This is a genomic window from Kitasatospora sp. NPDC058190, assembly GCF_042883685.1.
In the GTDB taxonomy this organism is placed as follows: domain Bacteria; phylum Actinomycetota; class Actinomycetes; order Streptomycetales; family Streptomycetaceae; genus Kitasatospora.
This window is the reverse complement of record NZ_JBHVVI010000060.1, coordinates 32,704-57,361: the sequence shown is the minus strand read 5'-3', so window position 1 is coordinate 57,361 and position 24,658 is coordinate 32,704. Positions and strand designations below refer to the sequence as shown.

Genomic DNA, 24,658 nt, shown 5'->3' with positions numbered 1-24,658 from the left:
CCGGAAGAAGCCCTCGACTGCGCGGGCGACCTCTACCTCAGTGGACTGGCCATCTAATCAACACCCCTCCACGAACTTCCGCGGAGCAGCACTAGACACACGAAACGGCCCGCACCCCTCCCACACAGGGGGTACGAGCCGTTCCGGCATGCGGAGCGCGCTAGTTGCGGGTGGCCATGGCGCGCAGGAAGAAGGTGAGGTTGGCCGGGCGCTCGGCGAGGCGGCGCATGAAGTAGCCGTACCACTCCTGGCCGTACGGCAGGTACACGCGCATGGTGTTGCCCTCGCCGACGAGGCGCAGCTGCTCCTCGGGGCGGATGCCGTACAGCATCTGGTACTCGAAGGAGTCCCGGGTGCGGTTGTTCCACTGGGCCAGCTGGCCGGCGATCTTGATCATGTTGGGGTCGTGCGAGGCGATCATCGGGTAGCCCTCGCCCGCCATCAGGATCTTCAGCGCGCGGACGTACGCGAGGTCGACCTCGTGCTTGCCCTGGAAGGCGACCGACTCGGGCTCCTTGTAGGCGCCCTTGCACAGCCGCACGCGCGAGCCCGGGCCGGAGAACTCGCGGCAGTCGGCCTCGGTGCGGCGCAGGTAGGCCTGGAGCACGACGCCCAGCCAGGGGAAGTCCGCCCGCAGCTCGCGCGCGATGGCGAGGGTGGAGTCGGTGGTGGTGTGGTCCTCCATGTCGAGGGTCACCGTGGTGCCGGCCTCGGCGGCGGCCTCGCAGATGCGGCGGGCGTTCTCCAGCGCGATCTTCTCGCCGTCCACCGGCAGGAACTGGCCGACGGCCGACAGCTTGACCGACACCTCGGCACCGGCGGCGAGGCCGGTCTCCTTGAGGGCCTTGAGCAGGTGCTCGTAGGCCTCGGCGGTGTCGGCGGCCTGGGCGGCGTCCTGGGTGTCCTCGCCGAGGTGGTCCAGGGTGACCTTGCGGCCGGTGGCGACCAGGTCGTCGCAGGCGGTGACGGCGTCGTCGAGGGCCTCGCCGGCGACGAAGCGCTCGACTATCGCGTGGGTCGGGGGGAACTTCTCGACCACGGTGCGGACCTGCGGGGACCGGGAGGCCGCGAGAAGGGCGGAACGGAGCATCGTGACTCCTGGAGCTGGTGTTTCCAAGGGTGGCAGAAAGGAGCCGGGGCGGCGGTACGGGGGTTGGACGCCGCCCCGGCGGGCGACGCCCGGCTGCGGGACCGGGCGTCGCGGGTGACCGATGGCTTCTACAGCGGACCGGTCGGCATCAGGACTGGTCAGCCCATGTGCGGGTAGCGGTAGTCGGTCGGCGGGACGAAGGTCTCCTTGACCGAGCGGGTCGAGGTCCAGCGCGCCAGGTTCTGCTTGGCGCCGGCCTTGTCGTTGGTGCCGGAGGCCCGGCCGCCGCCGAAGGGCTGCTGACCGACGACGGCGCCGGTCGGCTTGTCGTTGATGTAGAAGTTGCCGGCGGCGAAGCGCAGCTTGTGCATCGCGTCCTGGGCCGCCGCGCGGTCCTGGGCGATGATCGAGCCGGTCAGGCCGTAGGCCGACACGGACTCCATCTGCGCCAGCATCTCGTCGTACTTCTCGTCCTCGTAGACGTACACGGCGAGGATCGGGCCGAAGTACTCGTCGCGGAAGTACTCCGAGGCCGGGTCCTGGCAGACCAGGACGGTCGGGCGGACGAAGTAGCCGACCGAGTCGTCGTACGTGCCGCCGGCGAGGACCTCCACGGAGGCGTCCGCCTGGGCGCGGTCGATGGCGGCCTTGTTCTTGGCGAAGGCGCGCTCGTCGATGACCGCCGACATGAAGTTGGACAGGTCGGTGACGTCGCCCATGGTGAGGCCGTCGACCTCGGCGGCGAACTCGTCCTTCAGGCCGGCCCACAGCGAGGCCGGGACGTAGGCGCGGGACAGCGCCGAGCACTTCTGGCCCTGGAACTCGAAGGCGCCGCGGGTCATCGCGGTCTTCAGGACCTTGGGGTCGGCGGACGGGTGGGCGACCAGGAAGTCCTTGCCGCCGGTCTCGCCGACGATCCGCGGGTAGGTGCGGTAGCCGGCGATGTTCTCGCCCACGGAACGCCACAGGTGCTGGAAGGTGGCGGTGGAGCCGGTGAAGTGGATGCCGGCCAGCGCCGGGTGCTTGAGCGCCACGGCGGAGACGTCCAGGCCGTCACCGGTCACCATGTTGATGACGCCCTTGGGCAGGCCGGCCTCCTCCAGCAGCTGCATCAGCAGGTGCGCGGAGAACTGCTGGGTCGGGGACGGCTTCCACAGCACCACGTTGCCCATCAGCGCGGGCGCGGTCGGCAGGTTGCCGGCGATCGCGGTGAAGTTGAACGGGGTGATCGCGTAGACGAAGCCCTCCAGCGGGCGGTGGTCGCTGCGGTTCCACACGCCGTCCGAGGAGATCGGCTGCTCGGCCATGATCTGGCGGGCGAAGTGCACGTTGAAGCGCAGGAAGTCGACCAGCTCGCAGGGGGTGTCGATCTCGGCCTGCTGGGCGGTCTTGGACTGGCCGAGCATGGTGGCGGCGGCCAGGGTCTCGCGCCAGGGGCCGGCCAGCAGGTCGGCGGCCTTGAGGAAGATCGCGGCGCGGGAGTCGAAGGAGAGCGCCTGCCAGGCCGGAGCCGCGGCCAGGGCAGCGTCGATGGCGTCCTGCGCGTCGGCCTGGGTGGCGTTGCGCAGGGTACCGAGCCGAGCCGCGTGGTTGTGCGGCTGGACGACGTGGATCTCGGTGCCGCCGCCCATCCGGCGCTCACCGTTGATCGTCATGGTCAGCTGGACCGGCTCCTGGCCGCCCAGCTCCTTCAGCTTGGCCTCCAGACGGGCCCGTTCCGGGCTGCCGGGGGCGTAGCTGTGGACCGGCTCGTTCACCGGCGCGGGGACCTGGGTCACAGCGTCCATGAGGCGCACGCTCTCCTTCGTTCAGTGCGGGGGATTGCCGGCGCGGGTCGCACGCCGGCCACAGCACGAACGCTATTCCTGCCCGCCCGGCCACATGATTGGCCGGGCGGCTAAATTCCCCCGTACGGCGTTGTCCGGCCCGACGAAACCGGTCACGCGACGGTCACGACCGCCCGTCAGGCGGCCCGCCCCGCGCGCCTCACCGGCGCCACCGGCACCACCCGCCGCTCCCAGTCGATGCGGTAGCCGTGCACCGGACGGAGCATCTTCTCCGGGCTCATGAAGGTCCGCATCATGATCGGCGCGACCAGCCGGAACACCATCCGCCCCACCGCCCCGGAGGCCTTCTGGTTGTTGGTGCGCTCGGCGTCGGCGGCGATCTTCTCCACCCGGGGGCGGCGCATCGCCTCGTACGCGGCGAAGGCGGCGGTGTGGTCGGGCAGGTCACGCAGGCAGCGGGCGAGTTCGACGGCGCTCTCGACGGCCAGCGAGACGCCCTGTCCGGAGCTGTTGGACGGCGCGTGCACCGAGTCGCCGACCAGCACCATCCGGCCGCGGTACCAGTGCGGGACGGACGGCATGATCTCCAGCCGGGGGAAGGTCTCGATCGTGGCGGCGTCGGCGACCCGCAGCACCTCGCGGGCGGGCAGGTCGTCGGCGTGCAGCTCGCGGCACCGGCGCAGCCAGTCCTCCCGGCTGACCGCGCGGGCCTGCTCCTGGCTCAGCTGCTCGGGCTGCGGGATGTTGCTGAACCAGGCGGTGCCGCTGCCGTCGGCCAGGCCCCAGTAGCCGAAGAACGCCCGGGCGCCGTTGGCGAAGTGCACGGTCTCGCCGCGTCCGGCCCGGCCGGGCAGCCGGTACGGGCTGTAGCCGCCGACGCCGAACAGGCCGGTGTACCGGGCGGCGGGCGCGGCCGGGTCGATCAGGGTGCGGACGGTCGATCCGGTGCCGTCGGTGCCGATCAGCAGGTCGCCGGTGGCGCTGGTGCCGTCGGCGAAGTGCGCGGTGATGCCGTCGGCGGTCTCCTCGGCGCCCACCAGCCGTTTGCCGTACCGGACTTCGAGGCCGGTCTCGCGCAGCCGCCGCTGCAGCACCTCGTACATCTCGGCGCGGCGCATCAGCCGTCCACGCGGCAGGTCGGGGAGGCCGGCGAACTCGGCCAGCGCCCCGCCCTTGCCGTCCTCGATCACCATCGGCCCGACCGGCTGCCCGATCCGGTCGACCTCCGCCTCCAGCCCGACGACGGCCAGCGCGCCGAGCCCGTTGGGGGCGATCATGAAGGTTCCGCCGATGCCCTCGGCGGAGGTCTCGTAGGCCTCGTAGATCTCCGCCTCGATGCCGGCCCTGCGCAGCGCCAGCGCCATCACCGGACCGGCGATGCCGCCGCCGATGATCAGGGCCTTCTTCTTCGACGTACGCGTGGTGCTCATTCCAGGCTCCTCATGAACTCCCGCAGGGTCCGGTTGAACTCCGGCTCCCCGATCTGTCGGATGAGGTTCTCGGTGTAGCGGTGCTCGGCCTCCAGCAGCGCGAGGGCGTACTCCTCCTCGACGACGAACATCGGGTGGACGTCCATGTCGCCGGCCTTGCGCAGCATGGCGCGCGAGGCGTCGATCCGCGCGTCCAGCGCCTCCAGCCGACGGCCGAGCAGGTCGGCCGACTCTTCGGTCGGAAGCACCACGAGCAGGCAGAGTGCGACCCCGAAGGCCGGGTACTCCTCCTGCGGTTCGGCGATCCACTCGCGCATCCAGTCGAGGAGCTCCGCCTGGCCCTCGGGCGTGAGGGCGTAGACGGTGCGCTCCGGTCGCTGGGTGTCGCGGACGGTCTCCTGCTCGGCGACGAACCCGGCCTTCCGCAACTGCTCCACGACCATGTAGAGCGAGCTGCGGTTGTACTTGATGTTGCGGTCCTTGCCGTGCTCCTTGAGCCGACGACCCATCTCGTACGGATGCATCGGTTCGGCTCCGAGTTCGGCCAGGACCGCGAGGGCCAGCGGGTTCGAGACCTTGCGTCGCTTCGCCATGAGAACGTTCCTCATCACTTGGTCAGTACTGACTATCCATTCTCAAATAGTCAGAGTCAACTATTCAGGAGTGACGAACCAGAACTCTGTCCGTCCGGCTAAAATCAACCACACACCGTTGTCCGAGCGGATGAAGGAGGCCCGGAGTGACCACCCCCGGTCTCCCGCTCCGCCGGCTGCTGATGTCCCTGGGCGAGCCGCTGGTCGAACTCCAGGCCGCCCCACAGGGGTTGGACGTCCCCGTCCGCGACGTCGCGATCCTCGACCCGGAGGACCCGCCCACCGCCGCCCCCGGCGAACTCGTCCTCGCGATCGGCGCGCGCGGCCGCGCCGCCCTCCCCGCCCTGCGCGCCGCCGGCCGGGCCGGTGCCGCCGCCGTCGCGGTCAAGCTGGACGGCCCCGGCCAGGCCGACGCCCTGCGCGAGGCCGCCACCGACGCCGGCGTCGCCCTGCTGTCGGTCCGCCGGGAGACCCGCTGGGAGCACCTGGACTCGCTCGCCCGCGCGATCATCGCCGGCCCGGACGCCCCGGACGCGCCCGGCGCCCCCGAGCCCAACGCGGGCGACCTCTTCTCCCTCGCCCAGACCGTCGCCGTCCTCACCAACGGCATCGTCTCGATCGAGGACACCTCCAGCCGGGTGCTCGCCTACTCCCGCTCCTCCGACTCCGACGAGGTCGACGACCTGCGCCGGCTGTCCATCCTCGGCTGGCAGGGCCCGGAGCCGTACCTGTCCAAGCTGCGCGAGTGGGGCATCTTCCAGCACCTGCGCAGCTCGGACGCCCCGATCGCGGTCGAGCCGCACCCCGAGCTCGGCCTGCGCCGCCGGCTCGCGGTCGGCATCCGGGCCGGGGCGCAGCCGCTCGGCACCATCTGGGTCCAGGAGGGTGCCCAGCCGCTGGCCCCGCTCGCGGAACAGGCCCTGGTCGGCGCCGCCCGGGTGGCCGCCGCCCAACTGGTGCGCCGCCGCCGCGAGTTGTCCGCCGACGTCCGACTCACCCAGACCCTGCTGACCGGCCTGCTGGAGGGCTCCACCGGCCCCCAGTCGCTGGCCACCCACCTGGGCCTGGACCTGCGCCGCCCGGCCACCGTGCTGGCGTACGGCGCCCACACCACCGAGGCGCTGCACCGCTCCGACGTCACCGGCCTGATCTCGGTGCACACCGCCGCCCGGCACCGCACCGCACTGCTCGCCCCGATCGAGTCCCGGGTCTACGTGCTCCTGCCCGAACTCCCGCCCGGCCTGCCGATGGCGACCGTGCGCGACTGGGCGGCCGAGGTGGTCACGGCCGCCCGGGAGCACCTCGGCGTCCCCCTGCGCGCCGCGATCGGCTCCACCGTCGACGGCCTGTCCCAGGTGCCCGACTCCCGCGCCCAGGCGGACCGGATCCTGGACGCGATGGGTCGCGGCGGGGTGGACCTCGACGTCGCGGCACTGATCGACGTCCAGGCCGAGGTGCTGGTCAGCGAGATGCTGGCGCTGCTCCAGGACCGCACCGGCCTGCGCGACCCCCGGCTGACCGCGCTCACCGAGTACGACCGCCGGCACAACACCCGGCTCGCCGAGTCGGTGCTCGCCTGGCTGGACGCGCTCGGCGAGGTCCGGGTGGCCGCCGACGCCCTGCACATCCACCCCAACACCCTGCGCTACCGGGTGCGCCGCGCCGAGCAGTTGACCGGCATCGACCTCGCCCAGCCGCAGCAGCGACTGCTGGCGATGCTGCAACTGCGGCTGCCCGCCGACGAGTAGCCCGCCGCCGACCGGTTCGGGCGGGCCGTCAGGACGTCACCCGCGCCCCGCCCGCCACTGCTCCCAGGCCGACAACCACAGCTGCTCGGCCAGCAGGTGCTCCTCCCAGACGTCGGCCCCGCCACCCGGCCGCTCCCGCCACAGCTGCTCCCAGGCCCGCTGCGCCGACAGGCTGGCCACCTCGCTGGCGAACACCGTGTACCGCACGACCTCCTCCACGGCCGCCTCGCCCGCCGGTGTGCCGATCAGCCAATGCGTCTGCTGGGACAGTCGGTTGAGGTGGTTGACCATCGAGGTCACCGCCGCCACGGCCTCCTCCCGGGTCTCGGTGGCGAGCCGCATCTGCTGGCGCACCGCCGCCTCCCAGCGGACCGCGCAGGCGTCCCCGCGCAGTGCGCGCGGCAGCCTCGGCGTGCGCCCGACCCGCACCTGCGCCTCCATCGCGGCGCTCTCCGCGATGCCCTGCGCGATCAGCTCCCGGTGCGCCTCCAGCCCGGTCACGGGCGGCAGTTCGCGTTCCTCGACCGGCACCCACCGGGCCCGCCGGGAGGCGAGGTCGCGCAGCAGGTCGCTGCGCCCGCGCAGGTAGCACTCGAAGTCGCCGATACCGCCGAGCTCCACGCCGCCGGGGTCGACCCCGCGCCCACACACCGTGACGGTCAGCCCGCCGACCCGTAGCCGCCCGGCCCAGACCGGCCCGGCCGACTGCGCTCCACCCGGCTCGGCCCCGCCCAGCGCCATCGGCCGGTCCTCGTGCACCTCCACCGCGCAGGGCTCGCCGTCCACGGTGATCCACTCGCGCAGCGCCCGCACCCGGCCCGGACCGTCGCCCTCGTCGATGCCCAACTGCTCGTAGACGCGGTCCCGTTCGTCCTCGACCACGTCCTCCAGCTCGGGCAGCAGCTCGACCCGCTCGGCGCCCGGCCGGTAGGTGCGCACGGTCACGTACGGTCCGGCCGCGGAGGTCCAGTCGCCGCACTGCACCTCGACCCAGCGCAGCTCGCTGCCGCAGGTCTCGAAGGCGGCCAGCGCCTCGCCGCGGCGGGCCGGTCCGGCGGCCACGCCGTACACCGGGAAGTCGAGCGCGGCCAGGGTCCGGCGGGGGAACTCCTCCTGGTCGGCGAAACGATCCTGCCCGCCCAGCCGGGTCGGGCCAGGCCCTCCGTCGTTGCGCCCCTGGGGCCTTCCGCCGCTCTCCCGCGCCATCCTGTGCCGCACCCCCGAGTCCCTCGCGCCCGCACCGCTGACGCCACCTTACGTGCCCGGAGCTGCCGGGTCATCAGCTCGGCCACCGCTCACGGCCGGTGGTCGTGTCAGAGAGCCCGGTTGTCAGCCGCCCTCCCTACGCTGGCCGCATGACCGCACAGAGCACGCCGGAGCACGGCTTCCCCGCCCGGATCAGCATCGTCACCCTCGGGGTCTCCGACCTCGACCGCAGCGCCCGCTTCTACGAGGACCTCGGCTGGAAGCGCTCCACCGCCTCCAGCCCGGAGATCGTCTGGTTCCGCACCGCCGACTCGGTGCTCGGCCTCTTCCCCAGCGAGGAGCTGGCCGCCGATGCGGGCGTACCCGCGACCGGCGAGCCCTCCTTCCGCGGCGTCACCCTCGCGGTGAACCTGGAGTCCCCCGCGCTGGTCGACGCCGCACTGCGGACGGCGGTCGAGGCCGGCGCCGTGGTCGTCAAGCCGCCGGTCCCGACCAGCTGGGGCGGCTACTCCGGCTACTTCGAGGACCCGGACGGCCACCTGTGGGAGCTGGCCCACAACCCGTTCTTCCCCTTCACCGAGGACGGCTCGCTCGACCTCCCGTAAAAGGCCGTCGTTCCGGGAGCGCGCCCTACTTCCGGGAGCGCGCCTTGAAGGCCGCCTTGCGCGCCTCCTTGGCCAGCGCCCGGTCAGGGTGCAGCTCGCCGATCGCCTCCAGGACGTCCGCCGTGTACGGGTGGTCGACCCGCCACAGCTCGCCGAACCACGCCGCCGGATCGCCCTTCACCGGCAGGTCGGTGATCAAATCGCGCAGCAGCTCGGCGTCACCGCCGCTGTCCAGCAGCTGGGCGGCGAAGGTGTCGACCACCGTCCACAGCGCCATCGCCCGGTCCGGCACCGGCACGTCCGAGGCGCCCTGCGCGGCCAGCCAGGCCCGCGCCGCGCCGCCCAGCTCCGGGTCGTCCAGCACCTCCCGGACGGCGGGCTCGGCACCCGGCCCCAGCAGGTCGAGCGCCGAGACGGACAGCATCCGGCGCAGCGGCCCGTACCCGTCAGCGCCGCGGGCCGCCGCCAGCAGCTCGCGGGCCGCCGCGACCGGCTCCCGGCCTGCCACCCAGACCTTCAGCTCCTCCTCCGGCAGCACGTTGGCCGACTCGCACACCCCGCGCAGCAGCTCCGCCGCGTCCCCCTGGGCCAGCTCGCCGACCAGCGGCGCGTCGTAGCCGTCCTCCAGCAGCCACTGCCGGATGCCGTACTGGCCGAGCGGGGTGAGCCGGACCAGCCCGAAGCGGGCCGACTCCTCCTCGTCCAGCGGCGCCTCGCCGACGACGGCGGGCTCCTCGCCCTCCTCCTCGTCGAACAGCTCCGGGTCGATCGGGTGGTAGTCCAGCAGGCCCAGCTCGGCGAGGTCGCCCAGCATCGGGTCCAGGGCGACCATCACATCGGTGATGTCGCCGAGCAGCTCCTCGCTCGGCTCCTCGCCCTCCGGCACCACCAGCAGCGCGGCCAGCACGCCCAGCGGCACCGTCTCGTTGCCGGGCTCGGCGAAGGCGGTGGTCTCGTACAGCACCTGCAGCGCCTCGTCGAGCAGCTCGGCGGCGGCGTCCCGGGCCTCCTCGACCTCGTTCAGTCCGTCCTCGTCCTCGCCCTCCGCCTCGGTTTCGGCCTCCTCCTCCGGGAGCGAGTCCGCCTCCACCGCCAGCTCCCGGACGATCCCGGCCGCGGTCAGCCACAGCTCCAGGACGGTGTCCGGGTCCCCCTCCTCGGCGGGCTCCAGATCCGGCCCGGGCACCGCGACGTGCTCCCCGGCGGTGGTCGTCCCCAGCTCCACCAGGTCCAGGTCGCAGGCCAGCGACCAGGCCCGCAGCGCCTCGACCTCGGCCTCCTCGGGCACCTCGCCCTCGGCCGGGGCCAGGCCCAGCAGCCGCGTCGCCGCGGGGCGATCCTCTTCGACCAGGTCGCCGAACTCGTCCACCACCCGGTGCGGGGCGGCCCAGCGGGCCAGCGCCAGCGCGTAGCCGAGCATCGGCACGGCCTTCGCCTGCTCGGCCAGCTCACTCTCGGCCGGCAGCTTCACCGGCGGTACCAGGACGGCCGCGTCGTCCAGGTCCTCGTCGTCCAGACCGTGCGCGGCGAACGCCCCGTAGAGGTCCTGGAGCTCCATGTCAGCGGGCAGGACCGCCTCGGCCGCGCCCTCTCCCGCCGAAGTCCCAGCGTTCTTCCGACGTCGTCCGGCCATCGTTGTGCGCTCTCCCTCAGCCAGCGGTCCGCCCATCAGCGCCGCGTACCCGTCTACCACCTCAGCGTATAGGCCGGACACCCCCGATGCCCGGCCTCTAGGGGCGCACGCAGGGGCGCGCGCCGCAACCGTGCGCCCACCCCTTATCCTTCGCAGTGGTACCACGCACAACCCCGCGCGGGCCGTCGGGCAACGAAGCCCTCTTCTCTCAGCTCATCCGCTCCACCAGGGAGCCCCGCACCGCGGCCACCACCACAGCGCCTCAGGACGGGCGCGCCGGCACACCCCGCCGACCCCGGTGGTGCCCTGCCACAGGAGACCCCTCACATGGCGGACCTCTCCCCCGCCGGCGCCGGCCTGCGCACCGCGCAGCTCGACGGACGCCGACTGTCGGAGGCCCTGCTCCCCCTGGAGCTCGCGCCACGCGCCCAGCTCCAGCTCTCCGCGATCAGCCGCTGGAACGCGATGCGCGGCATCCGCGTCGGCCTGGTCTCGGCCGCCCTGCTGCTGATGCTGATCGGCGCCAACCTGGCGACGCCGATCTACCCGCTGCTCCAGCAGCGCCTCGGGCTCGGCCCGCTCGACACCACGATCCTTTTCACGATCTACGTGTTCGCGCTGGTTCCGGTGCTGGCCATCGTCGGCCACTGGTCCGACCACCTCGGCCGCCGCGCCCTCATCCTGCCCGCCGTCGCACTGGCCGCCGCCGGCGACGTCGTGTTCGCCACCTCCGGCAGCTTCTGGCAGCTGGCGATCGGCCGGGCCGTCCAGGGCATCGCCGTCGGCCTGTCCACTGGCGCCGCCGGGGCCGCCCTCGGCGACCTTCTGCCGGACCACCCGACGCTGGCCGCCAAGCTCACGCTGGCCTGTTCCGCCGGTGGCGTCGCGCTCGGCCCCGTGGTCGGCGCCCTGCTGTCCGGCGGCTCCGACCCGCTGCTGACGCCCTTCCTGCTGCACGCCATCGCCCTGCTGGCGCTCTGCGTGCCGCTCGCCGTGGTCCACCCCCGGATGCCCGGCCGCAACCGCCCGCCGGCCTCCCCGCCCCGGATCACCACCCCGGCCCACCTGCGCCCGCGTCGGCTCGCCCTGCCCCGCACCGGCCGCCGCGAGTTCCTGCTCGCCGCCGCTGCCGGGTTCATCTCGTACGGGGTCTTCGGCGTCTACCTGGCCCTAGCCCCGGCCTTCTCCGCCAAGCTGCTGCACACCCCCTCGCACCTGACCGGCGCGATCGTGGCCGCCCTGCTGCTCGGCTCCTCGGCCGCCGCCCAGCTGATCGTCCCGCCGACAGCCGACCGTACGGTTATCGCCCTCGGCATGACCGGCCTGGCCACCGGCCTCGGCCTGGTCGTCGCCGCTGGCTACACCGGCACCCCGGCGCTGCTCTTCATCGGCAGCGTCCTCGGCGGCATCTGCCAGGGCGTCGCCTTCCGCTCCCTGTTCACGACGGCGGTCGCCGCGATGAACCCGGAACGCCGGGGCTCCGAACTGAGCGCCCTCTGGATCATCGTCTACCTCGGCAGCTCCCTCCCCATCGTCGGTGTGGGCGCCCTGGTCCAGCAGTACGGCCTCCTCCCCGCCGTCAGCGGCTTCGCCGCCCTCGCGGCGCTCCTCTGCGCCGCCCTGGCCCTCGCCGTCGCCCGCAAGCCCAAGCAGGCCTGACCGCACCCACGCAAACGCCGCTGCCCGGGACTCCCCACGGAGTCCCGGGCAGCGGCGTTTTTCTGAAGCTACGCGTTCCAGGGATTCCATCCCTCGGTACTGATCTCAAAATCGAACGGCTTCGGCAACCGCACGAATTCGCCGAACTTCCACTCCCCAAGGACCTCGTACGTCCCCTCAGCCCTGTTCGGCTCGCCGAACAGCGTCACACCGGGCTGTCGCGGGTCGCGATCGACGAGCAGGTAATACGGAATCCCGATCCGCGCGTAGCCATTCCACTTGGTGGGCTTGACCTGCCGACCGAGAGCGGCGGGTGGTGGGGGTGTCGTCGCCGCGGTGGGCGGGTTCCAGGACGTCCCAGAGGCTGGTGCCGTCGATCCACCGCATGGTCAGCCAGGTGCCGTCTCCGTACCGGCCGTGGGCCAGGTAGTGGTCGGCTCCGAGGGCGGAGAGCACCTGGCCCTCGCGGCCTGCCATCAGCCCATCGGTGATCTTCAGGGCGGTGTCGCCGACCTTGATGAAGGTGGTGCCGCGTCGCTCGTGCAGGAGCTTCGGATCGCCGTCCAGGTCGAGCTCGGTGATCAGTGGGTGCACGGAAGTCCTTCCGGGATGGCCGCCGTCCGGGCTGTGTCCTGGCAGCCAGCCTGCCGGACTTCGAAGGCGAGTGCGAGTGGTGGATGTGGCCAACGGCGGGGTGCCACGCTCGGGGCGCTTACGTTGGTCGGGCTCCAAGTTGCCCTAGGGTGTGGGGAGTTCCCGGTGGCGGCTCGCTGCCGGGACTTCGTGCTTCCTGGGGCGGAGTGGATCATGCGATACGTGCGGTTGCTGCGGCGTGGGCCTGTGCTTCTGCTGTGGGGAGCGCAGACGGCGTCGGTGTTCGGCGACCGGCTGTACGCGATGGCCGTGATGTGGATGGCGTGGGAGCACGCGGGCGCCGGGGCGATGGGCCTGGTGGCCGTCGCCGAGTCGCTGCCGTACATCGTGCTGGGCACGGTGGGGCGGCGGGTGATGGACCGGTTCGCGTCGCTGCGGGCACTGGCGGCGGTGGACGCTGTACGGCTGGTCCTGGTCGCCGCGCTGCCGTGGGCGTGGGCCGAGTTCGGCACGGTGGGCCTGATCGCCTCGGCCGCTCTGCTGGGGGTCGGCGGGGCCCTGTTCGACCCGAACCTCGGCGCGATGGTGCCGGACTTGGTCAGGCCGGGCGAGGTCCAGGCCGTCAGCGGGCTGATGGATCTGACCAGCCGGATCGCCCGGATCGCCGGTCCTGGGGCGGCCGGGCTGATGCTGGTGGTGATGCCGCTGGCCGGGCTGTTCTGGGTGGACGCGGCGACGTTCGCCGTCTCGGCGCTCGCTCTGGTGCTGCTGGCCGCCCGCGTCCGGCCGGCCGCTGCTGCCCCGCAGACCGGGCCGCAGGCGGAGGGGTCGCGGCCGGGCGCCTGGTCGCTGGTGCGGACCCATCCGGACACGGGTGTTGTGCTGGCCGTGCACGGGATCGGGATCTTCGCCGGGGCGGTGTCGCTGGCGATGCCCGCGCTGCTGGCTGGCCGCCTCGGCGCCGGGGCCTCCGCCTACGCGGCGGTGCTGGCGTGTACCGGTGCCGGGGCCTTGGCGGGCAACCTGGTGGCCGGGAACGTGAGGCTGCCGGCGCCGCTGACGGCGGTGTACTGCGGGGCGTGGGCGGTGTCGGGACTGGTGCTGGCCGGCACCGGGCTGACCGGGTCGCTGCCGGTGCTGCTGGCGCTGTCCGTGCTGTCGGGGATGGTGTCGCCGTTCTTGCAGATCGCGTTGTCGACGCACTTCGCGCTGTTCCCTCCGGCCGCTCGCAGGCGGCTGCTGACGGTGGATCTGACCGTGATCCGTACGTGCGGGACGGTGTCGATGTTGTTCGTCCCGGCGCTGGCTGCCGCCGGCCCGAGGGCCGCGTTCCTGGCCGGCGGCCTGGCGGTGGCGGTGTGCGCCGGGGCGGGTGCCGTGCTGGTGCTGGCCCTGGCAGGGGGCCGCCCGCCGCTGCCGGAGGTCGAGCCAGTGCCGGAGCTGGCGGCCCGTGACTGAGCACGGGCATGGGCCGGGCCCCGCAGTGCGGGGCCCGGCCGATGTGCTGGTGGTGCTCAGGTCAGCTGCCGATCAGCTGCCAGTGGGTGACGGTGATGTCCTCCAGCGGAATGCCGAGCTGCTGGTAGATCCGCTGGTGCATGGCCCCGAACCAGGCGTCGCGCCGGTCGTCGAAGAACTTCTGGTCGTACCAGGCGACGCCGAGGATGACGGTGCCGCCGCCGTTGGGGTTGCCGGCCTCGGCCTCCCAGTAGGTGCACTGCCAGTCCCAGAGCATGAGCTCCTCGGGGCGGTTACGCAGGCGCTCGTCAGACTCGCGCAGGGACTGGATGCACCGCTCGGCGGTGGCCGCGTCGGGGCAGTAGTAGGTGCAGTCGGACTTGGCGATCGGGGTCTTGTCGGCGCGGCGGGCCACGTCGGCGTCCTCCCCGGTCAGGACGCGGACCCGGGTCACCAGGTCCTCACGGGTGGCGATCTCTTCGAGGATGGTCACGGCGTTGTGCTCCTCTCGCTGGGGCGTTGATCCCTTGGGTGGTGCTACCAGCCCGTCCCGGTGACCGGGTCGGGGCTGGGGCTCTGGGGGTCGCGGCGGCGGATGCCGCCGGGGGCGACGTAGCGGACGTTCAGGCCAACGCGGGCGCCGTCGCTGGTGTTGGTGCTGGAGCGGTGCAGCAGGCGGCTGTCCATGAGCAAGGCAGTGCCCGCGCGGAGGGGGAAGCCGGTGGTCTTGTCGGAGGTGAACCCGCTGGCCTGGTCGGCTCGGCCGCGTTCGGCGCCGTGCTCGTCCTCCGGGGCGAAAGGCAGGTAGCCGAAGTGGTGGGAGCCAGGAACGGCGTGCAGGCAGCCGTTGCTCACGGTGGCGTCGCTGATGGCCAGCCAGGCGGACACCGAGCGGTCGGGGTCCAGTTCGAGTCGGGCGTCGGTGCCGTCCTGGTGCCAGGGGATCTCGAAGGTACGGCCGGGCCACTTCACCACGAGGAAGGTGTTCTCCACCGCAACGTCCGGACCGATGGCCTCTTGAACGGCGGCCAGCAGCTGCGGGGCGCGCACGGCGGCGCGGGCCCACTCGGTATTCAAGTGCGGGTTACGGATGATCTCCCGCAGCTGGGATCGGTGTTCGGCGACGAGCTGGGCGGCGCGAGCGCGGGCGGCACCGAGGGTGGACCATTCGACGCCGGTCCGCAGCCCGCGGCGGCCGAGAACGCCGTTGGTCCTGGTCATGCTGGTCACTGGATCTGATCCCTTCCTCACGGGGCTTCCTGCCTAGCGAGCCGGAACGGCGGGACGGCTGCTGCCAGGGCAGTACGGAGCCCGTATCGGCGGCCGGCCACGGCGTCCGAGCGCGTTCAAGGCAGCCCGGACCGCGCGGCGTGGTCCGGCAAGGATCTGGCGCCGAGTCACCGGCTGCTCCGGCAACGCCAGCTCCGCCCAGACCCGCTTTCCCCGCTCGGTCCGCTCGGCCCCGTGCGCCAGGGCCAGGCACTCAACCAGCTCCAGCCCCCGGCCGCTCTCCGCGTCCGTGCCGGCGCGGCGGGGGCGGGGCAGAACGGTCGATCCGTCGTAGACCTCGACCAGAGCCCGCCGCAGCCGGACGCTCACGTAGACGGCGACGGTGAGCATCGGTCGGTCGGAGTGCTGCACCGCGTTGGTCACCAGCTCGGAGGTGACCGTGTCCAGCGCGAGCCGGGAGTCCTCGTCGAGCCGGACGCCCCAGTTGACGATGCGGGTCCTCACCCTGCGGCGGGCGATGGGCACGGAGACCGGCTCTCTGGTCAGGAAGAAGACATGGGAGTGCACGACCACGGTGAGGAACCCTTCGGCGCTGGCCTGGAGAGCGGCACCGGCCACCTGGGAATGGACGAATAGGTGGCGGTGCCGCCGATCGTGGAGCCGCAGCGTCCCCTTGTCGGGGGTTCTCGCTCGGCCTGACAATCAGTCAACAGGTGTGCGCTGGGCGTGAACACGGTAGAGACACACCGGATGCTTGAAACCCTTGAAACCTGGCCCGGGGGCGGCAATGGCAGCACGCGAACGGACACCCAACGGCAAGCTCGCCGCACTGGTCGATGGGTGCCGATGGGCGAGCAACGGCGAGTTCGCCCGCGCGGTCAACCGGAGCGGCACCGAGGCCGGTTACAAGCTGAGGTACGACGAGTCCGCCGTCTCGCACTGGCTCTCGGGCACCCGCCCCATGGCCAAGTACCAGAAGGTGGTGCTGGAGGCCCTGACCCGCAGGCTCGGGCGGCCCGTCACCGCGTTCGAGGCAGGCTTCGCCGATCACCCTGACGTTCAGCCCCAGTCCACGGATACGGTGGCTGGACTGATCGACCTGGGGAGCATGGACATGGACCCATCGCGCAGGGGCGTACTCGGGGCGGGCCTGTACTCGGTCGCCCTCACCATTCCGGGCTGGCCGGACGTCATCGGGCGGTTCGAGCGACTGAAGGCCGATCCGCACACCAGGATCGGCATGGCCGAGGTCCAGTCCGTGATCGCCATGACCGAACGCATCAGCGAACTGGACGACCAGTTCGGCGGTCGGACCGCACGCCCGATGGCCGCCGCGTTCATGGTCAACAACATCGCCCCGTACCTCAAGGCCACCGCCGACGACGAGGTACGCAAGGCGATGCTGTCCGCCGCCGCCGACCACCTCTACCTGACCGGCTACATGGCCGTGGACGAACGCCTCGACCTGCTCGGCCAGAGCTACTACACCAAGGCGCTGGAGCTCGCCCTCGCCGCCGGCGACCACCTCACCTACTGCACGACCCTGCGAGGCATGAGCGTTCAGGCGGTCGAACTCGGCCACGGCTCTCCTGCGTTGCGGTACGCGAATGCCGCCGCAGCCGCCTCACCCGAGGCCGGACCGCGGATGCGCGCCTTCCTCGCCGGCCAGCAGGCCCATGCCCTCGCCCAGACCGGCGACCGCTCCGGCGCGCTCGCCAAGCTCCACGAAGCCGAAGTCGCCATGGAGCAGGCCGAATCGAAGGCCAAGGCCCACGGCTCCTACGACCCGTCCTCGCTCTCGTACCACGTCGCCCAGGTCAACTACGAACTCGGCGACCGCGAGAGCGCGATCCGAGCGCTCCAGAACTCCGAGAAGGTCCGGCCTGTGGTGTATCGCAGGGCCCGCGTCCGCCACCGGGCGATGCTCGCCGAATGGCAGCTCGAAACCGGTCGGTTGGAGGAAGCCGTCCAGAACTGGCACCTCGCCCTGGACGACTTCCCCCACGTCCAATCAGGCCGCGCCGACGACCGATTCCGCACGATGCTCTCCGCAACCCGGCCACACCGCCGCAATCCTCACGTCCGCGAACTCCTCGAACGCGCGCGACTGATGGCGCCACATCCGGTCTGATCCAGCACAAACCACCCGGCAGCCGGCGTTCCTGCCCGACCTACGCGAGGAGATAAAAGCCTCCGCTGCCAATTACGGCATAAGGCGGAGCGAAGCCATCCAACTCACCCTGGCGAAGTGCAGCTATGCAAAACGCCTCACGCTGCGTCAGGCATCGTGGTACGTTCCGTAATCCAACCGAAAACAGGTGACCCCGGCAGCGCGCCAACGCTCCGGGGTCCGGCAACAGGAGTCCAACCTCCCGATGCGCATCCATCGTAGCGCCCACGTGCGCAACTTCACCGTGCTACCCAACGCCGTTCTCCAGTACCGGCGGCTGAGCTACACCGCCCGAGGCCTCCTCGCCGACCTCCTCTCCCGCCCCGACGGCTGGCGCGAGGACGGTCGACACATGGCCGACACCAGCCCCCAGGGGCGCGGCGCCGTCCGCAAGGCGCTGAAGGAGCTGACCGAGGCCGGCTTCTACCGGGTCGAGAAGATCCGCTTGCCCGACGGCACGATCATCACCGAGACCCACGTCTACGACACCCCGCAGCTCGCGGCGCCGGGTGCCACCCGTCCGGCGCCCGGTGAAGCGGCAACCGGCCGTGCTGGCAGCCCTGTTGTAAAGGACCGGCGCCAAGAACCCTCCCTCCCCACGAGTCCGGCTGACGAAAGCGATCCAGAGGTAGGGGAGGTGCCAACCGAGTCTGAACTGGTCCGCGAGGCGGTGGCCACCCTGTTCCGCGTGATCCGGCCCGAGCCCCGCCTGCGCCTGGGCGAGGCCGAAGCCCGGGAGCTGGCGCCCTTGGTGGCACAGTGGCTGGCGCGCGGCTGCACCGCAGCTGACCTCGCTCAGGCCCTGCTGCCGGGGCTGCCTGCCCCGATGCACTCGGCAGCCGCAGTGCTCCGCTACCGGCTGGAGCACAAAATGCCGCCGTCCCGCCCCCAGGAACGGCCCCTCACGGCCAGCTACTTCGAGTGCGCCAAGTGCCACGACCCGGTGCCCCAGCCAGGCATCTGCCGTGCCTGCGCGGGCCTCGGGAGAAGAACTGCGGCAGTCGGAAGCGAGGCTTCCGTGGCCGCCAGAGGTGCCGAGCGCGCACGCGCCGCCCTGCTGGCGGCGAGAGTTCCCCGTACCGCCACAGCGGCCGTCGCCCGCTGAGGCGCGGAGACACCGCTGCCGCGCGACCCCCGTCCCCGAAAGGGAAGGACGCGCGCGGCACCGAGTCGACGCCACTGCCCTCGCGGCCCGACTACCCCGCGCCGGCGACCAGCTGCCGCAACCGCGCCGGAGCCGGCAACCCCAGCTCCGCCCGCAGGCGCCGCTCGTAGCGTTCGACGTCCTGCAGGGCCTCGCCGGGGTTGCCCTCGGCGAGGTGGGCCCGGATCAGCGAGGCCTGACTGCTCTCGCGCAACGGGTCGGCGCGGACGGCGGCGCCGGCGGCGGCCACCGCCTCGGGGAAACGACGGGCGCCGACGAAGGCGCGGGCCAGGGCCTCAAGGGCGTGGACCCGCAGGCGCCGCCAGTTGTCGGCCTCCAGCAGCGTCCAGTCCTCGTACCAGCCCGGCAGCAGGTCCGCCGAGAGGTCCTCGACGGCCGCCAGCCCGAGCCCTGCCCGGGCGGGGCCCGCACCGGGCGCCAGGATCCGGTGGGCCAGCGTCCTCGCCTCGCGGATGTCCACGCCGACGCCGTCGGCCAGCCTCAGCTCGGTCGGGCCGACCTCCAGTGCCTCCCGGCCGGCCGCCGGGAGCCGGGACAGCGCCGAGCGCAGGCTCGCGTACGCGCAGCGCTCCGCGGCGTCCGGCCAGAGCGTTCCGGCCACCAGCGCGCGCGGCACCTTCCCGTTGCAACACAGCGCCACGAAGGCGAGTAAGCGCTCCGCCCCCGCGGACAGGGCCACCGACGCGTCACCGACCGAGAGGTCGAAGCCACCGAGCAGAGCGAGCCGCACGCCTGGCCCGGGAGCCGGGGAGCGCCGATCGTCGCTGGCCATCGCATCGCCGTCTCTTCGCGTACAAGATCCGCCCCTTTTCCATGCTGCGCCGCCCGCTCTGCACTGTCGACCGCAAACGCCACGTGCTCGGCGGCCCGGTCCAGCCCGTTGATCCCCGTCGGCGGCACGGGCGGCGTCACCCGTTCGTGAGCGTGGTGCTGATCGCCGGACCCACCGGGCCCGGACCTTCCGGGCACAGCGGCGTCACGGCTGCGTCACGCCCCCAGTCACGGCTGCGTCACGCCCCCATCGGAAAGATCGCAGGTACGAGGGCGGACGGGCGGACGGATCCGCTGGGCGCACGACTCATCGCCGTGGAGCAAACGGTGCCGAGAGCGCCCGCACCCCCGCCACGGGTGGCGGCACGAGGGGCATGCCTGCGCCCTCCACAGCCCCGAGCAAGCCCGAGAAAGGGACCACGATGCATATCAACATCCGCACCGCGCGGCGCCTGTCAGCCGTCCTCGCCGTCCCCGTGCTGGTACTCACCGGGGGACCGATCGCCGTGGCGGTTCCCGGCACGGCGACCGTCGCACCCGCCCTCGCCCCCACCCAGGGAGACACGGGCAGCATGCTGACCCTGGTCAACCAGGCACGGGCCACCGCGGGCTGTCCGGCCCTCACCGTGAACTCCCAGCTCGTCCAGGCGGCCCAGACCCACAGCAACGACATGGCGAAGACCGGGAAGCTGTCCCACACCGGCTCCGACGGATCCAGCGCCTCTGACCGCATCACCAAAGCCGGTTACAAGTGGAGCGCCTCGGCCGAGAACATAGCCCAGGGCTACGGCAGTGCGCAGGCCACCTTCGACGGCTGGATGAACAGCTCGGGCCACAAGGGCAACATCCTCAACTGCGGCTACAAGGACACCGGCATCGCCGACACGAACGGCTACTGGACCCAGGTCTTCGGCACACCCCAGTGACCACCCGGTACCTCCCCCGCCGCCTCCACCACGTCCTCTACGAAACGGAGAACGCCGCTGCCCGGAACGGAGAACCCGTCCCGGGCAGCGGCGTTCGTACAGAACTCGGTACAGAAAAGACCTCAGACGTTGAAGCCCAGCGCCCGCAGCTGCTCGCGGCCGTCGTCGGTGATCTTGTCCGGGCCCCACGGCGGCATCCAGACCCAGTTGATCCGCAGGTCCTGCACCAGGCCGTCGGTGGCGGTCTTGGCCTGGTCCTCGATGACGTCCGTCAGCGGGCAGGCCGCCGAGGTGAGCGTCATGTCGATGGTGGCCACGTCGGACTCGTCGATGTGGATGCCGTAGATCAGGCCCAGGTTGACGACGTCGATGCCCAGTTCGGGGTCGACGACGTCCATCAGGGCCTCGGTCAGGTCCTCGACCGACACGGTGCCGGCAGTGGTGCCGACGATGACGCCGTTCGGCTGCTCCTCCGCAGTGGAGGCCTGGGCGTCGGTGGTGGTGTTCTCGTCACTCATGGTCTGTCCTCCTTCGCGGGGTCAGTCGTTGGCGGGGTGGGCGAGGGCCTGGGCGGTGGCGTCCTTCCAGGCCATCCAGCTGAGCAGGGCGCACTTGACCCGGGCCGGGTACTTGGAGACGCCGGCGAACGCGACCGCGTCCTCCAGCACCTCCTCGTCGCCCTCGCCCTGGCCCTTGCTCTGCATCAGCTCCAGGAAGGCCTCCTGGACCGCCTGCGCCTCACCGACGGTCTTGCCGACCACCAGGTCGTTCAGCACCGAGGCGCTGGCCTGGCTGATCGAACAGCCCTGGGACTCGTACGAGACGTCGGCGACCGTCGCGCCGTCGAGCTTCACCCGCAGGGTGATCTCGTCGCCGCACGTCGGGTTGACGTGGTGCACTTCGGCGTCGCCGTCCCGCAGCCCCTTGCCGTGGGGATTGCGGTAGTGGTCCAGGATGATGTCCTGGTACATCGAGTCGAGCTTCATGTCCTGCGCGTCCCGTCAGCCGAAGAAGTTCCGGACGTGGTGCAGGCCGTCGATCAGCGCGTCGACCTCGCCCGGCGTCGAGTACAGGTAGAACGACGCCCGCGTGGTCGCCGGAATTCCGTACCGCAGGCAGACCGGCCGCGCGCAGTGGTGCCCGACGCGCACGGCGATGCCCTGCTCGTCCAGCACCTGGCCCACGTCGTGCGGGTGGATGTCGCCGAGGGTGAAGGAGATCGCGGCGCCGCGGTCCACGGCCGTGCGCGGGCCGATGATCCGCAGGTCCGGCACCTCCAGCAGGCGCTCCACCGCGTACTCGGTGATCGCGTGCTCGTGCGCCGCGATCTTCTCCATGCCGATGCCCTGGAGGTAGTCGATGGCCGCGCCGAGCCCGACCGCCTGGGCGATCGGCGGGGTGCCGGCCTCGAACTTGTGCGGCGCCGGGGCGTAGGTGGACGAGCCCATGGTGACGGTCTCGATCATCTCGCCGCCGCCCAGGAACGGCGGGAGGTCCTCCAGCAGCTCCTGGCGGCCCCACAGCACGCCGATGCCGGTCGGGGCCAGCATCTTGTGGCCGGTGAAGGCGACGAAGTCGGCCTCCAGCGCCTGCACGTCCAGCACCATGTGCGGTGCGGCCTGCGAGGCGTCGATGACGACCAGCGCGCCGACCGACTGGGCCTTGCGGACGATCGTCTCGACCGGGTTGATCGTGCCCAGCAGGTTGGAGACCAGGGTGAAGGAGACCACCTTGGTCTTCTCGGTGATCAGCTCGTCGATGTTCGACAGGTCGAGCCGGCCCTCGTCGGTCAGCCCGAACCACTTGAGCTTCGCACCGGTGCGCTGCGAGAGCAGCTGCCACGGGACGATGTTGGAGTGGTGCTCCATCTCCGTGATCACGATCTCGGAGTCGGCGTCCACCTTGTACGGCTCGTCGGCCCAACCGAGCATGTTGGCCACGAGGTTGAGCGACTCCGAGGCGTTCTTGGTGAAGATCACCTCGTTGCGGCTCGGCGCGTTGATGAACGCCGCGACCTTGTCGCGGGCGCCCTCGTACATCGCCGTGGCCTCCTCGGCGAGCACGTGCACGCCGCGGTGGACGTTGGCGTTGTGCCGCTCGTAGTAGGCGGTCAGGGCCTCCAGCACCTGGCGCGGCTTCTGCGAGGTCGCCGCGTTGTCCAGGTAGACCAGCGGCTTCTCCTCGTGCAGCACGCGCTGCAGGACCGGGAAGTCCTTGCGGATCGCGTCGGTGTCGAGCAGACCGGTCAACGGATGCGTCACTCGGATGCGCCGCCCTTCACATACGCCTCGTAGCCCTCGTTCTCCAGCTTGTCGGCCAGCTCGGCGCCGCCGGACTCGACGATGCGGCCGCCCGCGAAGACGTGGACGTAGTCGGGCTTGATGTACCGCAGGATGCGGGTGTAGTGGGTCACCAGCAGGGTGCCGACCTCGCCGGTCGAGCGGACCCGGTTGATGCCCTCGGAGACGATCCGCAGCGCGTCGACGTCCAGGCCGGAGTCGGTCTCGTCGAGGATCGCGATCTTCGGCTTGAGCAGCTCCAGCTGGAGGATCTCGTGGCGCTTCTTCTCACCGCCGGAGAAGCCCTCGTTGACGTTGCGCTCGGCGAAGGCCGGGTCCATCTGGAGGGCGGCCATCGCCTCCTTGACCTCCTTCACCCACAGCCGCAGCTTCGGGGCCTCGCCGCGGACGGCGGTGGCGGCGGTGCGCAGGAAGTTGCTGACCGAGACGCCGGGGACCTCGACCGGGTACTGCATGGCCAGGAACACGCCGGCCTTGGCGCGCTCGTCGACGGACATCTCCAGGACGTCCTCGCCGTCCAGCAGCACCGAGCCGCCGGTGACGGTGTACTTGGGGTGGCCGGCCAGCGAGTAGGCGAGGGTGGACTTGCCGGAGCCGTTCGGACCCATGATGGCGTGGGTCTCGCCCTGCTTCACGGTCAGGTCGACGCCCTTCAGGATCTCGCGCGGGCCGGTCTCGGCCTCGACGGAGACGTGCAGGTCGCGGATTTCAAGGGTTGCCATGTGTACTCAGGACTCCTGGTTGACGGAGACGAGCACATCGTCCCCTTCGATCTTTACGGGGTAGACAGCGACCGGCTTGGTGGCGGGCAGGCCGGAGGGCTTGCCGGTGCGCAGGTCGAAGCTGGAGCCGTGCAGCCAGCACTCGATCATGCAGTCCTCGACCTCGCCCTCGGAGAGCGAGACGTTCGCGTGCGAGCAGGTGTCGTTGATCGCGAACACCCCCTCGTCGGTGCGGACGACCGAGACCGGCACGCCGTTGAGGTCCACGCGCTTGGGCACGTCCTCCTGGAGGTCGCTCAGCGCACAGGCACGGAGGAAGGTCATCGTGGTCAGACCGCCGCTTCCAGCTCGGCCTCGATCTTCTCCATGAGCTGGTCCTGCACCTCGGCCACGCCGATCTGCTGCAGCAGCTCGGCGAAGAAGCCGCGGACCACCAGGCGGCGGGCCTCGTCGGCCGGGATGCCGCGCGCCATCAGGTAGAACAGCTGCTCGTCGTCGAAGCGGCCGGTCGCCGAGGCGTGGCCGGCGCCGACGATCTCGCCGGTCTCGATCTCCAGGTTCGGGATCGAGTCGACCCGGGCACCGTCGGTGAGCACCAGGTTCCGGTTGAGCTCGTAGGTGTCGGTGCCGAGCGCGGCGGCGCGGATCAGCACGTCGCCGACCCAGACCGCGTGGGCGTCCTGGCCCTGCAGCGCGCCCTTGTACGCCACGTTCGACCGGCAGTGCGGCGTGTCGTGGTCGATGACCAGGCGGTGCTCCAGGTGCTGGCCGGCGTCGGCGAAGTACAGGCCGAACAGCTCGGCCTCGCCGCCGGGGCCCGCGTAGTTGACCCGCGGGTGCAGGCGCACCAGGTCGCCGCCGAAGGTGACGACGACGGACTTGAACGAGGCGTCCCGGCCGACCAGCGCGTTGTGCTGCGCGACGTGCACGGTGTCCCGGTCCCAGTCCTGGACGGAGACGAAGGTGAGCTTGGCACCGTCGCCGACCAGCAGCTCGACGTTGGCGGCCCGGGTGCCGGTGCCCGCGTGGTTGAGCACCACGACGGCCTCGGCGAACGGCTTGACGTCGATCACCACGTGGGCGAAGCGGACCCCGCCCTCGGCGCGCACGTCGATCTTGACCGGCTCCGTCAGCACCGCATCCTTGGGGACGGTGACGACGAGCGCCTGCTCGAAGGCGCTGAAGGCCTGCGCGGCGACCCGGTCGACCGGCGTGCCGGCCTTGCCCAGGCGGGCGTCGTCCCGGCCGACGGTCTCGGCGGTGACGCCGTCCGGCAGCGTGAACTCGACCTTGTCCTCGCCGCGCTCGGCGGCGGCGGCCGTCCCGTCGTGCAGCCCGCCGAGGCGGTGCAGCGGGGTGAACCGCCAGTCCTCCTCGCGGCCGTGCGGCACCGGGAAGTCGTTCACGTCGTACGAGGGCTTGACCGCGACGCGCGCGTCGATCGGCTGCTGGACCCCGGTCCGGCCGGTGCCGGGGCCGGCGAGCTGCGCGCCCGCGCCGGCGGTGCCGACCTCGATCGAACCGGCGGTGGTGGAGCCGGTGGTGTTCTGAACCTCAGCCATGGCTGTTCG

At 71.8% G+C, this 24,658-nt stretch carries 24 protein-coding genes; 7 read left to right on the top strand and 17 right to left on the bottom strand.

Annotation, left to right across the window (positions count from 1 at the left end; genetic code table 11):
* Positions 1-160 precede the first annotated feature (160 nt).
* The 4 genes from ACFVWU_RS25795 to ACFVWU_RS25780 form a co-directional block, all read right to left on the bottom strand.
* Positions 161-1,090: a proline dehydrogenase family protein gene (locus tag ACFVWU_RS25795; RefSeq protein WP_387625225.1), complete on the bottom strand. Its 930-nt coding sequence runs from the start codon at positions 1,088-1,090 to the stop codon at positions 161-163.
* 158 nt (positions 1,091-1,248) lie between these two features.
* Positions 1,249-2,877, bottom strand: coding sequence for an L-glutamate gamma-semialdehyde dehydrogenase (pruA, locus tag ACFVWU_RS25790; RefSeq protein ID WP_380611009.1), 1,629 nt, complete (start codon positions 2,875-2,877; stop codon positions 1,249-1,251).
* Between the two features lie 176 nt (positions 2,878-3,053).
* Positions 3,054-4,307 (bottom strand): FAD-dependent oxidoreductase, encoded by a 1,254-nt coding sequence (locus ACFVWU_RS25785; RefSeq protein ID WP_387625223.1) that lies wholly within the window; start codon positions 4,305-4,307, stop codon positions 3,054-3,056.
* Positions 4,304-4,900, bottom strand: coding sequence for a PadR family transcriptional regulator (locus ACFVWU_RS25780; RefSeq protein WP_387625221.1), 597 nt, complete (start codon positions 4,898-4,900; stop codon positions 4,304-4,306). The genes ACFVWU_RS25785 and ACFVWU_RS25780 overlap by 4 nt, the downstream gene beginning before the upstream one ends.
* 146 nt (positions 4,901-5,046) lie before the next feature.
* On the opposite strand from ACFVWU_RS25780, the gene ACFVWU_RS25775 reads away from it, so the two are divergent.
* On the top strand, positions 5,047-6,648 hold the full coding sequence (locus ACFVWU_RS25775) for a PucR family transcriptional regulator (protein ID WP_387625219.1): 1,602 nt from the start codon (positions 5,047-5,049) through the stop codon (positions 6,646-6,648).
* 36 nt (positions 6,649-6,684) lie between these two features.
* On the opposite strand, the gene ACFVWU_RS25770 is transcribed toward ACFVWU_RS25775, so the two are convergent.
* The gene (locus ACFVWU_RS25770) at positions 6,685-7,854 is read right to left on the bottom strand and encodes a hypothetical protein (RefSeq protein ID WP_387625217.1); all 1,170 of its coding nucleotides are present in this window, start codon (positions 7,852-7,854) and stop codon (positions 6,685-6,687) included.
* Between the two features lie 149 nt (positions 7,855-8,003).
* On the opposite strand from ACFVWU_RS25770, the gene ACFVWU_RS25765 reads away from it, so the two are divergent.
* Complete coding sequence (locus tag ACFVWU_RS25765; protein WP_387625216.1) at positions 8,004-8,459, top strand: VOC family protein; 456 nt, start codon at positions 8,004-8,006, stop codon at positions 8,457-8,459.
* Positions 8,460-8,484: 25 nt separating this feature from the next.
* On the opposite strand, the gene ACFVWU_RS25760 is transcribed toward ACFVWU_RS25765, so the two are convergent.
* On the bottom strand, positions 8,485-10,092 hold the full coding sequence (locus tag ACFVWU_RS25760) for a hypothetical protein (RefSeq protein ID WP_387625214.1): 1,608 nt from the start codon (positions 10,090-10,092) through the stop codon (positions 8,485-8,487).
* A 327-nt stretch (positions 10,093-10,419) separates the two neighbouring features.
* On the opposite strand from ACFVWU_RS25760, the gene ACFVWU_RS25755 reads away from it, so the two are divergent.
* Positions 10,420-11,751: an MFS transporter gene (locus ACFVWU_RS25755; RefSeq protein ID WP_387625212.1), complete on the top strand. Its 1,332-nt coding sequence runs from the start codon at positions 10,420-10,422 to the stop codon at positions 11,749-11,751.
* 177 nt (positions 11,752-11,928) lie between these two features.
* Here the strand turns inward: ACFVWU_RS25755 and ACFVWU_RS25750 are convergent, their stop codons facing one another.
* Complete coding sequence (locus ACFVWU_RS25750; protein ID WP_387625210.1) at positions 11,929-12,345, bottom strand: hypothetical protein; 417 nt, start codon at positions 12,343-12,345, stop codon at positions 11,929-11,931.
* Between the two features lie 213 nt (positions 12,346-12,558).
* Between ACFVWU_RS25750 and ACFVWU_RS25745 the strand changes: the two genes are divergently transcribed.
* The gene (locus tag ACFVWU_RS25745) at positions 12,559-13,803 is read left to right on the top strand and encodes an MFS transporter (RefSeq protein ID WP_387625209.1); all 1,245 of its coding nucleotides are present in this window, start codon (positions 12,559-12,561) and stop codon (positions 13,801-13,803) included.
* A gap of 61 nt (positions 13,804-13,864) precedes the next feature.
* Here ACFVWU_RS25745 and ACFVWU_RS25740 read toward each other — a convergent pair whose 3' ends face one another.
* From ACFVWU_RS25740 to ACFVWU_RS25730, 3 genes are read right to left on the bottom strand one after another with little or no spacing between them, the layout of a single operon-like run.
* Positions 13,865-14,296 carry a hypothetical protein gene (locus ACFVWU_RS25740; RefSeq protein ID WP_387625207.1) on the bottom strand — a complete coding sequence of 144 codons (432 nt, stop codon included), beginning with the start codon at positions 14,294-14,296 and terminating at the stop codon, positions 13,865-13,867.
* 44 nt (positions 14,297-14,340) lie between these two features.
* On the bottom strand, positions 14,341-15,024 hold the full coding sequence (locus tag ACFVWU_RS25735; protein WP_387625205.1) for a phytanoyl-CoA dioxygenase family protein: 684 nt from the start codon (positions 15,022-15,024) through the stop codon (positions 14,341-14,343).
* A 42-nt stretch (positions 15,025-15,066) separates the two neighbouring features.
* The gene (locus ACFVWU_RS25730) at positions 15,067-15,651 is read right to left on the bottom strand and encodes an ATP-binding protein (RefSeq protein WP_387625204.1); all 585 of its coding nucleotides are present in this window, start codon (positions 15,649-15,651) and stop codon (positions 15,067-15,069) included.
* Positions 15,652-15,820: 169 nt separating this feature from the next.
* Between ACFVWU_RS25730 and ACFVWU_RS25725 the strand changes: the two genes are divergently transcribed.
* Together ACFVWU_RS25725 and ACFVWU_RS25720 are read left to right on the top strand one after the other, a co-directional pair.
* Positions 15,821-17,164, top strand: a complete 1,344-nt coding sequence (locus tag ACFVWU_RS25725) for a tetratricopeptide repeat protein (RefSeq protein ID WP_387625202.1) — start codon at positions 15,821-15,823, stop codon at positions 17,162-17,164.
* A 244-nt stretch (positions 17,165-17,408) separates the two neighbouring features.
* Positions 17,409-18,308, top strand: coding sequence for a hypothetical protein (locus tag ACFVWU_RS25720; protein WP_387625200.1), 900 nt, complete (start codon positions 17,409-17,411; stop codon positions 18,306-18,308).
* A 91-nt stretch (positions 18,309-18,399) separates the two neighbouring features.
* Here ACFVWU_RS25720 and ACFVWU_RS25715 read toward each other — a convergent pair whose 3' ends face one another.
* A complete protein-coding gene (locus tag ACFVWU_RS25715; RefSeq protein WP_355672575.1) occupies positions 18,400-19,140 on the bottom strand; it encodes a BTAD domain-containing putative transcriptional regulator in 741 nt (246 codons plus the stop codon).
* 421 nt (positions 19,141-19,561) lie between these two features.
* Here ACFVWU_RS25715 and ACFVWU_RS25710 point away from each other — a divergent pair, with 421 nt between their 5' ends.
* Positions 19,562-20,065, top strand: a complete 504-nt coding sequence (locus ACFVWU_RS25710) for a CAP domain-containing protein (RefSeq protein ID WP_380610992.1) — start codon at positions 19,562-19,564, stop codon at positions 20,063-20,065.
* Positions 20,066-20,187: 122 nt separating this feature from the next.
* On the opposite strand, the gene ACFVWU_RS25705 is transcribed toward ACFVWU_RS25710, so the two are convergent.
* The 6 genes from ACFVWU_RS25705 to sufD are packed head-to-tail and all read right to left on the bottom strand — an operon-like array spanning position 20,188 to position 24,649.
* Positions 20,188-20,583 carry a metal-sulfur cluster assembly factor gene (locus ACFVWU_RS25705; RefSeq protein ID WP_380610991.1) on the bottom strand — a complete coding sequence of 132 codons (396 nt, stop codon included), beginning with the start codon at positions 20,581-20,583 and terminating at the stop codon, positions 20,188-20,190.
* A gap of 21 nt (positions 20,584-20,604) precedes the next feature.
* The gene (gene sufU, locus ACFVWU_RS25700) at positions 20,605-21,051 is read right to left on the bottom strand and encodes a Fe-S cluster assembly sulfur transfer protein SufU (protein WP_380610990.1); all 447 of its coding nucleotides are present in this window, start codon (positions 21,049-21,051) and stop codon (positions 20,605-20,607) included.
* A 15-nt stretch (positions 21,052-21,066) separates the two neighbouring features.
* On the bottom strand, positions 21,067-22,326 hold the full coding sequence (locus ACFVWU_RS25695) for a cysteine desulfurase (protein WP_387625197.1): 1,260 nt from the start codon (positions 22,324-22,326) through the stop codon (positions 21,067-21,069).
* Complete coding sequence (gene sufC / locus ACFVWU_RS25690; RefSeq protein ID WP_387625195.1) at positions 22,323-23,087, bottom strand: Fe-S cluster assembly ATPase SufC; 765 nt, start codon at positions 23,085-23,087, stop codon at positions 22,323-22,325. The genes ACFVWU_RS25695 and sufC overlap by 4 nt, the downstream gene beginning before the upstream one ends.
* A gap of 6 nt (positions 23,088-23,093) precedes the next feature.
* On the bottom strand, positions 23,094-23,411 hold the full coding sequence (locus ACFVWU_RS25685) for a bifunctional 3-phenylpropionate/cinnamic acid dioxygenase ferredoxin subunit (protein ID WP_063349526.1): 318 nt from the start codon (positions 23,409-23,411) through the stop codon (positions 23,094-23,096).
* 5 nt (positions 23,412-23,416) lie between these two features.
* Entirely contained in the window at positions 23,417-24,649 is a 1,233-nt protein-coding gene (gene sufD / locus ACFVWU_RS25680; RefSeq protein ID WP_387625193.1) for a Fe-S cluster assembly protein SufD, read from the bottom strand.
* Between the last annotated feature and the right edge of the window lie 9 nt (positions 24,650-24,658).

Excerpts from the sequence above, each read along its gene's own strand:
- ACFVWU_RS25725 (WP_387625202.1), top strand. The coding sequence starts at position 15,821 with ATGGCAGCACGCGAACGGACACCCAACGGCAAGCTCGCCGCACTGGTC.
- ACFVWU_RS25760 (WP_387625214.1), bottom strand. The coding sequence starts at position 10,092 with ATGGCCGGACGACGTCGGAAGAACGCTGGGACTTCGGCGGGAGAGGGC.
- ACFVWU_RS25715 (WP_355672575.1), bottom strand. The coding sequence starts at position 19,140 with ATGGCCAGCGACGATCGGCGCTCCCCGGCTCCCGGGCCAGGCGTGCGG.
- pruA (WP_380611009.1), bottom strand. The coding sequence starts at position 2,877 with ATGGACGCTGTGACCCAGGTCCCCGCGCCGGTGAACGAGCCGGTCCAC.
- ACFVWU_RS25720 (WP_387625200.1), top strand. The coding sequence starts at position 17,409 with ATGCGCATCCATCGTAGCGCCCACGTGCGCAACTTCACCGTGCTACCC.
- sufD (WP_387625193.1), bottom strand. The coding sequence starts at position 24,649 with ATGGCTGAGGTTCAGAACACCACCGGCTCCACCACCGCCGGTTCGATC.
- ACFVWU_RS25765 (WP_387625216.1), top strand. The coding sequence starts at position 8,004 with ATGACCGCACAGAGCACGCCGGAGCACGGCTTCCCCGCCCGGATCAGC.
- ACFVWU_RS25785 (WP_387625223.1), bottom strand. The coding sequence starts at position 4,307 with ATGAGCACCACGCGTACGTCGAAGAAGAAGGCCCTGATCATCGGCGGC.
- sufU (WP_380610990.1), bottom strand. The coding sequence starts at position 21,051 with ATGAAGCTCGACTCGATGTACCAGGACATCATCCTGGACCACTACCGC.
- ACFVWU_RS25685 (WP_063349526.1), bottom strand. The coding sequence starts at position 23,411 with ATGACCTTCCTCCGTGCCTGTGCGCTGAGCGACCTCCAGGAGGACGTG.
- ACFVWU_RS25705 (WP_380610991.1), bottom strand. The coding sequence starts at position 20,583 with ATGAGTGACGAGAACACCACCACCGACGCCCAGGCCTCCACTGCGGAG.
- ACFVWU_RS25735 (WP_387625205.1), bottom strand. The coding sequence starts at position 15,024 with ATGACCAGGACCAACGGCGTTCTCGGCCGCCGCGGGCTGCGGACCGGC.
- ACFVWU_RS25710 (WP_380610992.1), top strand. The coding sequence starts at position 19,562 with ATGCATATCAACATCCGCACCGCGCGGCGCCTGTCAGCCGTCCTCGCC.
- ACFVWU_RS25780 (WP_387625221.1), bottom strand. The coding sequence starts at position 4,900 with ATGGCGAAGCGACGCAAGGTCTCGAACCCGCTGGCCCTCGCGGTCCTG.
- ACFVWU_RS25770 (WP_387625217.1), bottom strand. The coding sequence starts at position 7,854 with ATGGCGCGGGAGAGCGGCGGAAGGCCCCAGGGGCGCAACGACGGAGGG.
- ACFVWU_RS25745 (WP_387625209.1), top strand. The coding sequence starts at position 12,559 with ATGCGATACGTGCGGTTGCTGCGGCGTGGGCCTGTGCTTCTGCTGTGG.
- ACFVWU_RS25755 (WP_387625212.1), top strand. The coding sequence starts at position 10,420 with ATGGCGGACCTCTCCCCCGCCGGCGCCGGCCTGCGCACCGCGCAGCTC.
- ACFVWU_RS25795 (WP_387625225.1), bottom strand. The coding sequence starts at position 1,090 with ATGCTCCGTTCCGCCCTTCTCGCGGCCTCCCGGTCCCCGCAGGTCCGC.
- sufC (WP_387625195.1), bottom strand. The coding sequence starts at position 23,087 with ATGGCAACCCTTGAAATCCGCGACCTGCACGTCTCCGTCGAGGCCGAG.